An 11,176-nucleotide genomic window follows, 5' to 3' on the forward strand; every position below is an offset into this window, starting at 1 on the left:
AATTAAATAATTATAATAAATATTTTTTTATATAATTAAATTATAAGTGATTATTTTAAAAATTAGACATAATATAAACTTATTTTTTAAAATAAATATTTCAACAAACTATTAATTCAAAAGTTTTTTTTCAAGACTATAAAATATGAATTTTTTATTTAAGTTAAAAATTATTTTCAAAATTATTTAAAGAAATCTTGTTTAAAAAATCTAATTTAATATATATTTTTAAATTGTAAACATTTATTTAAATTCCTAAAATTTCTTGGATTATTGCTTTATGGTTTTTAATATTGTCGTCAATATCTATTACAAAAACTTTATCATTATAATCAAAGACATATTGGGTGTAGTAAGTTACATTTTCAAGTTCATCAACATTTGAAAAGTCGATGTTATCAATGTTTATATCATTAATTGGTACACTCACTTTCTTGGAGCTATAAATGGTTAATCCACCACTTAATCCACTAATTTTTATTTTACTCGTATATTCTCCAGCATAATCCTTTGCAGAATCATCATTTACCGAATAAACTGTAATATGGTCTTCACCTTTAGTTAGATAAATTTTATCGCTAGTTGAGGAGTTAGTTGCTTCAAACCCAGTAGGAATGTTAATTTTTTCACCATCAACAGTTACAGAACCTCCAGAACTTATGAAATCTATATTTTCATATCCATATCCATTTGTAGCTACTCCTGCAAGGGTTATAATGCTTACTAATAGCACAATACATAAAATTACTGAAACCACAGATAAAACGGCACCAATTATAACATGGTTTCTTTTAGTTATCTTTGGTATTGGTGGGCTTCTTGGTTTTGAACTGCTTTGGGAAGTATTTTCAAGTATATTGTCATCTACCATTTTTTCACCATTTTTTTAAATAGCCATTTAAATTAATTTTTTACTAATTTAAGCTTTAATTGTTTTGTTATTCAAAAATTTCTAAACTAACATCAAGATCTTTAGGAGTAATCTCTGGTCTTTCATCAGTAACTAACATTAAATAAGCTATAACTTGTATCCAGTATTTAGCAAATCCTTTTAAAACACCATCTAGTTCTTTAAATCTTTTTCCAGTTATTAAAACAGCAATCCATTGAATGTCAAAACAGATGGAATATAATATAGCATAAAGATATAATACTATTGAAATTGGAATGCTGTAAAATATTCTAACAATTAATTCAACTCTACTTGCTTCTTTTTCAAATATTAAGTATTCTTCTAAGTTTAAATAAACTTTTAATTCCTTTGGTAATAAACCTGGTCTTTTATCTGTAACTAAGGATCTATATGCAATTGTTTGAACACAATATTCAGTATAACCTATTAATACATTTGTTAAAATTTCACTTCTTTCACCTAAAATCAGAATTAGTATCCATTGAATAAAATATACTACTCCTGCTAAAATACCATATAATCCTTGTACTATTTCAATACCTATTGAGTAGAAAATCCTTACAATCAATTCTGCACGGCTTGCCTGTTCTTCATATATTAAATATTCTTCCATTTATTTTTCCTCCGTTATTAAATTCTTTTTTTTTTATTGTTAACAAATGAAATTAAATTTTTTATTTTTAGTTTATAATTTCATTTAATAAAAAGGTCATTATCTAACTTTTTATTTCATTTTAAAGTTTTAAATATATGTTAATATTATTTTTATTACTTAGTTTTATTAATCATTAGGTAAGAGAGGCATAATTGATTTAACAAACCCACTAAGTGGCATGGTTTGAAGATATACTTTTCCAGGACCAGTTAAAGTTCCTAAAAATAATCCTTCTCCTCCAAAAACTATGTTTTTAACACCTTTTACTCTTTGAATATCAAAATCAACAGTGTCTTCCATTGCAGCAAGATGTCCTTGGTCAATGATTAGTTTTTCTCCTTCTTCTAAATCATATTCAATTATACCACCATCAATTTCTAAAAACACAGTTCCCTCACCTGAAAATTTTTGAAGAATAAATCCTTCACCTCCAAAAATACCTGCACCTAAGTTTTTTCTAAAAAACATTTCAACATTTACTCCTTCTTCAGAAGCTAAAAAGGCACTTTTTTGAGCTATTATGTCTTTTCCACCAGTTAAATCAAATGTAAGTATTTCTCCAGCAAAACTGCTTGAAAATCCAATTTCTTGATTATCTTCATTGGCAGTGTAAAAATTCAAAAATATTGAATCTCCAGCCAATGCCCTTCCTAGCCCCTTTAGAATTCCTCCGCCAGTACTAGTTGACATTTCAATTCCAGATGTCATAACAGCCATAGATCCACTTTCATTTTTCATTACTTCTCCTTTGTTTAATTTACAAAGAACTATTGGAAAATTTCCACCTTTTATTTCATAATCCATGATATTACCTTCTATTTATTTTTAAAATTATTGAAGTTTATTTTTAAAATGAATTTTACTCTATATTATTTTACTTTATATTAATTTTATTTTCTATTATCCATTTTTTTATTACTTCATTTAATTTCTTAATATTCTATAATTTTCATGATTTTAGTATATTTAATCTTAATTAAGACAATATTATTTTATAATTTAATAAGTAATATTGTCTTTAATTTATTTAGTCTTTAATTTATAGACAATATTATTTTTTTTATTATAACTTATATAAATATACTTAAAATTTTTTTATCAAAACTTTTATATATTATTCAAAATATAAATTATTAATGTTTTATTGTTTATCTTAAATCTTTGTTTTAGGCAATTAATTATGATTTTGGAAAATACTTAGATTAGTTAAAAATTTAGAAAGATTTTTTTAAACTCTTTTTTTATTTTTACCTAATTATATTTTTATGGCCATTTTTATAGAAATTTTTCCAATTTTTTATAAGCATAATTTATAAGTATAATTTAATTAAATGCTTTTTTAATTTCTTTATTTATTTAATTATTTTACTAACTATAATTACACTACTTATTATTATTCTTATTATTTTACGATAATTAATTTATTTTGGTGTCATTCCTTTAAGTTCTTCTTTGAATGTGTTTAAAACTTCATCTGATAGCCCTTCTAAGAATTTAATAGAACCTGCAACTTCATGACCTCCACCATCAATTCCTGCATTTGGAATCTTTTCTGCAAGGATTTTAATAATTTCATTTAAATTAAAACCAAATACTTTATTGACTTTTTCTGTTGCCCTTATTACAGCAAAATCTGGTCCATAGGAAAGGGTTAAAATTGTTTTATCTTCACCATTCTTTTTAACCACACTATCATGGACAAAACCACAGGTTTTACCTGGAGCAGGGAAAGTAAAACGATGAGCATATTTTTCAACATCTAATTGGTTAAAGATTAAATCATTATCAAATCTTTCAGTTTTTAAATTTGGGAGAGTTGCTTTAAGTTGAGTCTCAACACGTTTATTATATTCCTTAAACAATGCATCAACTAATTTTTCATGCTTATCTATATTACCTACACCAATTATGGTATCCATTATTCCTCTACCATTCATAAATCTAAGATAGTATGCTTCAAAATCAACACATGCAGCAATTTTATCTAAATCCTCTTTAGTATAACCTTTTTCACTAGCTAATTCTATATATTGGTCTGCTTCTTTTGAACTTGCATGATCCCCTAAGGCAGCTATTGCAGGTAAGTGTAGACATAAATCTTTTATTTTTGGATTTAGAACATGGGCAACTTCAGTTGATAATGCACCAGCAGTTAGTTGTGAGTCTCCACCAACAAGATAAGGGTTTACATGAACATCAACATACTCATCAACCTCAACTTTTCCATCAATAACTTCTCCAGGAAAATGATGATCAATGACTACTATTTCAATGTCATAAATCTTTGCTTTCATTAATGCAAGAACATCTTCTTCAGTAGAACCATTATCAAGCAAAACAATTAATGGTAACTTTTGACCATGCCTCTCACGATCTTCAAGAGCAAATGATAGGTCTTTTACAACATCTTCAAGCTCATAAAATGGTGCTTTACTTGGAGATCTTTTAAAGTAATGCCACTGGGAGTCACTACTAGGATTAAGTTCATTTAAAATAGGAATAACAGCTTTTTCCATAGCTATTCCTGCAGTTATTCCATCTGCATCTGCATGATGCCTTACAAGAATAGATCTACCATCTAAAATAGCTCGTTTAATTTTTTTAGCTGCAAGATAAATTTTTGGCTTTAATTTATCTAAAATATCGCTTTTAATTAAAAATTCAACTTCTTCTGGAGTGGATCTTTCATCTAAAGCATTATCTATTATAATTCTTATTTTTTCTTCATCTTCACCGCTTAAAGATTCTATTGACTCAGATTCAATTTGAATTTGACCATTTCTTTCGTTAACTTCTCCAATAACATTTACAATGTCTCCAACATCTAATTCTGGATAAACTCTTACTCCTGCCTCGTTAAATGCAGCTATTTCACAAATAGAAGTCTCATCGCTAATTATAAATATTGTTGGACCAGAAGTTTGTTGTATTTGAATTATCTCTCCTTGAATTTTAGTCATTTTGCCTAATTTTGATTGAAGATTTTCAATTTTTGTTCTATTAATATTTTTTTTAAGAACTTTTAAATTATACTTTCCTAAAACAGCCATTGGTTTTAAATCTATTTGTCTCTCTTTTAACTTTATTTCAGTAACTTTGACAAAAACTTCTTCCCCAACTTCATATCCATGATTTCTAATTCTCATCAATCCCCAGACATTATTGTTTAATGAGACAAATGCACCATATTTTTCTGTTCTTGAAATTTTTCCTTTGTATACTGGTCCAATTTCTAAATCACTCATTTCTATTAATCCATCAAGAGCAAAAACTGTTTTTTTTTCTAATTTTTTGGCTTCTTTTTCTTTAGCTATTTGAATTTCTTTTTCTTTCATTTCACATTCTCCACATAAATCACCTTTTTCTAATACTTTTCCACAGATTTTGCACTGGTTGATAGTACCAGTTCCCTTACAATGGGTACATTTGGTCACTATGCTAACCTTTCCTTTTCCTTTGCATGTTTTACATGGAACCTCATGTTCACTTTCTAAATCAAATTTTGCACTAGATTTGCTATTTACCCCTTTAAATTGGTCTTTAATTTCAAAGGACTTTTCATATCCACTTCCATTACATTTTGGACAAACTTTGGTTTCTTTAGCTATCTTTCCTTTTCCTTTACAATGTGGACATTTTGATTCCATTTTTTACCTCAGTTTATTACTTATTTTGATACATATTGATGATAATTTTCTTAGTATTTTGATATATGAAGTTATTTAATAATGTATTAATTATATGATATTTGAATTCTAAAAATAGGAATTTTTGCTCTTTTAGACTATTCTAATTTAAATTTACTAAGATTATTTTTTACAATTAACTCTCTTTCTTTTTGGAGTTTAATTGCTTTATTCATTAAATTGTTTGCATTTTTAACATAAGTATTTCCTTCTTTGTTATCTTTTGCAATGTAAAACTTAATTGCTGTTTCAAGACTATCTGCACTTTCTTTTTTTAAGTTTACTTCTTCTTGTATTATTTCAATATATTTTTTGTAAGTACTATCATTAGAGTTTTTAACTTCTTTATTAAGAGATTTTAGAGTATTTTGTGCATTGATAAAATATGAAACTGCTGTAGATATTTCTTCATCTGCCAATTCATAATTTTTTGAATTTGTAAGCTCAACTGCATTATTAAATGATTTATCTCCTTCAATTATGTTGTTACTTAAATCAGGAAGTAGATTGTTCATTGTAATTGATGAAAGACTAATACATCCACTTACCATTAAAACAGATATTAAAGAAATAGCTATTATTATTTTTTTTTCCATAAAAATCAGATAGTTTTAATTTTCAAAGTATTCTATAATTTAATTTAGAATGTCTGTGTGTTTTTTTTAAAATGGCTGTGTAACAACTCGAAAATCTAAGTTTCTAAATTTAGTTAATTAAGCTAAAATTGGGTTTATAAAGTTATAGTAAATTTTATTGTAAAAATAAATATAATTATTCAATAAAATTTTGTTTTAATTAATATTAATGTCTATTTAGTAAAAATAATTATTTTTAAATATTTATTTTTTATAAAAATAGGTATTAATAATTTATATACATTTTAACATATTTTAATTAAATATATGTTTTTACAAAAAATAATCATCGCACAGCTTCTTAATAATGATATTTTTTAGAATAAATCGAATTAGAATAATTAAAAATGATTTAAAATGAAATTAGTTAGAATTTATAGAATTTAAAGATATAATTATAAATAAAAAAGTTAAATAAAGAATAAAATAAAATATAAAAAATTTAATAATATATTTTCAAAATAAATTTCTTTTAGAAGAATCAAAAATTAATTTTTGCAGAGGAAAATTTATTTAAAAATAAAAGATTTATTTATATTTTGACTAAGATGGCCAAAGACCATGAACAGTACAATATTCACGAGCTTTTAATTCACCAGCATCACCAGAAACTTCAAATTCTGCTACTGGTGCATCTCCAGGATTTAAAAATTTTCTAAAAACTTTTCCATTTACTATTAACTCAACAATAGCTATATAATGTTCTTCTTCCATTGGATGTGCTACTTCACCTACTTTTACGATAACTTTATCTTCTTTTTTTTCAATTAGCGGAATATGTTTGATTCCGCCTTCTTCGAGTTGTCTTTCTTCTAAAAGTTCCATAGGCTGGTCATGGCAGACTAAAATTCCATCACTTTCTAATACAACTTCTACTATATTTTTACAAACTTTACATCTGTATAATTCATTTAATTTTGTCATTTTTTCACCTTTTTATAAAATCATATGTATTTATTATTTGATTATTTAATTATCCCTCATGTATCCTTATCAATGCAAAAACATTAACAAATGTATTTAATTGTCTTATAATATTTTTAATATAATTCTATTAAATATTCACTTAAATTTATTCAATATTAAGTTTAAATGATTGCATACACACAACTATTGAAATTGTAACAATAAGTACACATGAGTGTTAATTATTTTTAATATTACTAATATGAATCAGTAGTAATTTCAAAGTATTTAGTTGGGTGGTCACAAGAAGGACATTTGACTGGAGGTTTATTGTTTTCAAGTGTAAATCCACATTTTTGACACAACCAAGTAACCTTTTCTTCTTTTTCAAATAAAGTTCCTTTTTCTAAGTTATCAAGTAAAATTTGGAATCTTTTTTCATGGTGAGCTTCTGCTTGACCAATAGATTCTAACCTTGCTGAAATTTCGTTGTATCCTTCTTCTTTAGCTATTTTAGCAAATTCTGGATACATTTCACTAGTTTCAAAGTGTTCCCCACCAATAGCTGCTTTTAAATTTGACACTGTATCATTTAAAATATTTGGACTGTCAGCTTCAACAATAACAGGGTTATCATTTTCTTTGATTTCATTTATCATTTTAAATAACCATTTTGCATGCTCGCGTTCATTTTCAGCAGTTAATAAAAATATATCAGATATTTGAGGATATCCTTCTTTTGTAGCTGTTTTAGAATAGATAGTATATCTATTTCTTGCTTGACTTTCACCTATAAAAGCTTTAGTTAAGTTTTCCAAAGTTTTTGACATTAAATCACCTATTTTAAGTTTATTATTTTTTTAAATCATAAATAAATCATAAATATTATATATTTTTAAGAATCATATTATTAAGAAGTATAATTTTAAGATTTTTATTTTAAGAATTTTATTAAGAAAAATTTTTTTAGTATATTATTTTTTTATATATTATATAAATTCTTATAATAAAATGCCATAATAATTATAATAATAGCAAATAATAATAGCAATAAGAATCATAAATGAAAATTAAAATGATTAATTCTCAAAAATATTAAATATTTTAATATTTAAAATTTAATCAACATTCAAATATTATTTTAAATCAAATATTATTTTAAATAATACTATAACATTTATAATATGATATTCAAAATTTATATACTTTACTAAATTTATGCATTGCTGTTAAGTTAAGAAATTTTTTATTTATTTTTTATTTATTTAAGTTCTATTCATGATTTTTAAATATTTCTCTATTTGATTAATTATTGGGGTTAGTATGAGTTTAATTATCGCTTATGTTGGAAAAAAAGGATGTGTAATGGTAGCTGATAAAAGAAGAATTTCTTATTTTGGTGATAAAGAAGACATTGAATCTCTTGAAGACAAGTTGTATTCTGGAGATTTAGAAAATGATGAGGAACTTAAAAAGACTGCAAACTTATTAAATGTATCATTAAAAATAAGTGACAAAGAATCTAAGATAAGGTCATTAGAAAGTTCTTTAGTTGCAGAAGTTAGTACAAAGAGTACTCATAAAGCAATGAGAAAGAGGATTTATGCAACAACAAATGCTTATCAAATCATTGAATTAGAAGGATCAAATATTAGTAATTTAGATAAAGGTGATTCTTCTATAATAATATTTGGAAATAAAATCACTAAATCTTTAGCTAACGACTTCTTATCTAAAGAATTCAAAGCAGATGTAAGTTTAAAATACATGGGAGATATTTTTACTAGGATCTTATCTAAAATTCACTTAAAAACTCCATCAATTGGTAATGAATTTGATGTATTAGTTAAAACTCCGAAATTCTCTAAAGAAGAAGCACAAAAATATTTAGATGACCTAGTTAAGGTAGATATTAAACTTTTAGTTAAATTTAGGGATAAGTTAACTCAAGATCTTTTTGATAAATCAGAAGAAATTAAAATAGCTTCAAAAATTATTAATGAGGGATATATTGGAGTTGTTTCTAAAATAAAGAATAATTTCATTTATGTTAAGTTAAATTATAATGTTCAAGCATACAATACAAGATGGAAGTTATTAGTGAAACCAAATGAAGAAGCACTAATGTTTTTAGGAGAAGATTCTATTAAAACCCATAATTCAAATAATACTCAAGAAAATATTGTTAAATTAGGAGATAAAATTTTAATAGAAAATGAAATAATCGTAATTGAAAGAAATAAGACTCCTTTAAACTGTGATATAATTTTGACTTCTGTATAATGAATTTGAGTTTAAATTTAAATTTTTAAATTTTATTTATTAATTATTTTATTAATTATTTTATTAGCTATTTTATTTATTTGTAGATGTTTTAGTAATTAGTATTTTATTTTCATAGTGCTTTTTATTTTCATAGTGTTTTGTTGTGTTTTTTGTATTCATATTAATAAGATGGGATTAAATGGATTTAAGTTTTTTAGGAAGCGGTGGTGGAAGATTTACCACGATCAGTCAAAAAAGAATGACTGGAGGGTTTAGAATTGATGATTTGGCAGGATTAAACTTTCATTTTGACCCTGGACCTGGAGCATTAGTTCGTTCATATCAATTTGGATTAAATCCTTCATCATTGGATGGTATTTTTATTTCTCATGCACACACCGACCATTACACTGATGGAGAAATATTAATAGAAGCTATGACTAGAGGAATGACTAAAGAAACAGGTTTAATCATAGGTAGTAAAAGTGCTATCGATGGATATGAAAAATGGGGTCCATGTATTTCTAAATATCATAAATCATTGTCATCTAATATTATCTTAGATTCAAACTCAAAGAGAAGCTTTGAGGGATTTAGTATAAAAGGAACTAAAACAATTCATGGTGATCCATCAGGGATTGGATTTCAAATTGATGATGGTAATCTAAAAATTTCATATACTTCAGATACTAAATACTTCGATGACTTATCTGAATATCATAAAAATGCAGATATTTTAATAGCTAGTGTTTTAAGACCTGCTGGAAGAAGAATTAGAGGACATATGGGAAGTGAAGATTTTTTAAAACTAGTTGAAGAAATTCAACCTAAACTTGCTATTATGACTCATTTTGGATTCAAAATCATCCAAGCCAATCCTCAAAAAGAAGCGGATTTTATCCAAGAAGAAACAGGAATAGATACAATAGCTGCTTTTGATGGAATGAGAATTAATTTAGACAATATCAATCTTGATGGCTCTTATGAATTAATTCATTTGAATGATAGATTTAAACATAATAATGGTTTTAAACATTCTAATAATCGCAATATAGACAATAAACAGAAAAAATTGGATTCATATTGATTATTAGGACGATATTGATTATTTGGTTTGGTATTGATTATTTAGGTTGATATTGATTATTTGGTTTGGTATTGATTATTTTAGTTTAAATTCATTTAGAACACGATCTTTAGATGCATATGGTTTTTTTGAATAATAATTCTTTCCATGTTCCACTATTAAACCATGATATTCTTGAAAAACTTTATAATTATTTTTTAAATTTGATTCAAATAGCTCTTTTACTTTAGCATATGAATCTTTTTTGTTTATATGTCCTAAAAATTCAAATATTCTGCGAGTATAAGCATCAACTACAAATTCTCCTTTTTTATATCCATAAAGTAAAATTGAATCTGCAGTTTCATTTCCCACACCTTTAACTTCTAGTAATTCACTCCTTTTTGGTGTTCTGCCATTAAGATTAATGTAAAAATTAGAAATATTTATAATGTAGTTATATTTTTGATTTGCATATCTTGAGGACTTAATGGCTTCTTTAAAATCATTTTCTTTATTTTTAGCTATTTTTAATATATTTTCAGCATTTGTTTTTCCTGTTAATTTATTTAAATTATTTATTGACTTTTCAACAGATGTCCAGTTTGTATTTTGTGTTAATATTGTTCCAAGAATTATTTCAAACTGTTCTATTTCTGTTTTAGGATAAGAGTAATCCTTAGGATGATATCCATTTATTATTTTTTCATTTTCATTTTTTTTATTTTCAATATTATTTTCAATATTATCCTCAAGATTATTTTCATTTAAATAACTTTTTACCATGTTTTTTTCTTTAAGATTAAATAATGGCCACCATCCTTGATAAGAATAAGTTTCTAATAGCTTATCATAAATTTGTTTTATTGTATTTATTCTTTTTTTCATATTTTTTTCTCTTTTTTTATTTTCCACAATAAACATTTTATACAATTTTTTTTTAAATATTCATTAATAAATTATAAAAATATTTTTTAGAAATTTAAAGAAATTTAAATAAGAATTGAAATAATATAAAAATATTTAATAATATTAAGCAAAATATAAGTA

At 24.7% G+C, this 11,176-nt stretch carries 10 protein-coding genes; 2 read left to right on the forward strand and 8 right to left on the reverse strand.

Annotated elements, in window-relative coordinates; genetic code table 11:
* Positions 1-247: 247 nt before the first annotated feature.
* The 7 genes from MBCUR_RS08700 to rbr form a co-directional block, all read right to left on the reverse strand.
* Positions 248-871 (reverse strand): hypothetical protein, encoded by a 624-nt coding sequence (locus tag MBCUR_RS08700; RefSeq protein WP_067092521.1) that lies wholly within the window; start codon positions 869-871, stop codon positions 248-250.
* A gap of 67 nt (positions 872-938) precedes the next feature.
* Complete coding sequence (locus tag MBCUR_RS08705) at positions 939-1,526, reverse strand: DUF4389 domain-containing protein (RefSeq protein WP_067092522.1); 588 nt, start codon at positions 1,524-1,526, stop codon at positions 939-941.
* 168 nt (positions 1,527-1,694) lie between these two features.
* Positions 1,695-2,372, reverse strand: coding sequence for a TIGR00266 family protein (locus tag MBCUR_RS08710; protein ID WP_067092523.1), 678 nt, complete (start codon positions 2,370-2,372; stop codon positions 1,695-1,697).
* Positions 2,373-2,989: 617 nt separating this feature from the next.
* Positions 2,990-5,215 carry a DHH family phosphoesterase gene (locus MBCUR_RS08715; RefSeq protein WP_067092524.1) on the reverse strand — a complete coding sequence of 742 codons (2,226 nt, stop codon included), beginning with the start codon at positions 5,213-5,215 and terminating at the stop codon, positions 2,990-2,992.
* Between the two features lie 137 nt (positions 5,216-5,352).
* Complete coding sequence (locus tag MBCUR_RS08720) at positions 5,353-5,850, reverse strand: hypothetical protein (RefSeq protein WP_067092525.1); 498 nt, start codon at positions 5,848-5,850, stop codon at positions 5,353-5,355.
* A gap of 582 nt (positions 5,851-6,432) precedes the next feature.
* Entirely contained in the window at positions 6,433-6,813 is a 381-nt protein-coding gene (locus MBCUR_RS08725; protein ID WP_067092526.1) for a desulfoferrodoxin, read from the reverse strand.
* A gap of 239 nt (positions 6,814-7,052) precedes the next feature.
* Complete coding sequence (gene rbr / locus MBCUR_RS08730) at positions 7,053-7,625, reverse strand: rubrerythrin (protein WP_067092527.1); 573 nt, start codon at positions 7,623-7,625, stop codon at positions 7,053-7,055.
* A gap of 493 nt (positions 7,626-8,118) precedes the next feature.
* Between rbr and MBCUR_RS08735 the strand changes: the two genes are divergently transcribed.
* Positions 8,119-9,078, forward strand: a complete 960-nt coding sequence (locus MBCUR_RS08735; protein ID WP_067092528.1) for an MJ0548 connectase family domain-containing protein — start codon at positions 8,119-8,121, stop codon at positions 9,076-9,078.
* Between the two features lie 181 nt (positions 9,079-9,259).
* Entirely contained in the window at positions 9,260-10,147 is an 888-nt protein-coding gene (locus tag MBCUR_RS08740) for an MBL fold metallo-hydrolase (RefSeq protein WP_067092529.1), read from the forward strand.
* 75 nt (positions 10,148-10,222) lie between these two features.
* Here MBCUR_RS08740 and MBCUR_RS08745 read toward each other — a convergent pair whose 3' ends face one another.
* Positions 10,223-11,014, reverse strand: a complete 792-nt coding sequence (locus MBCUR_RS08745; protein WP_067092530.1) for an endonuclease III domain-containing protein — start codon at positions 11,012-11,014, stop codon at positions 10,223-10,225.
* Positions 11,015-11,176 lie beyond the last annotated feature (162 nt).

This window comes from Methanobrevibacter curvatus (genome assembly GCF_001639295.1).
Classification (GTDB): domain Archaea; phylum Methanobacteriota; class Methanobacteria; order Methanobacteriales; family Methanobacteriaceae; genus Methanoflexus; species Methanoflexus curvatus.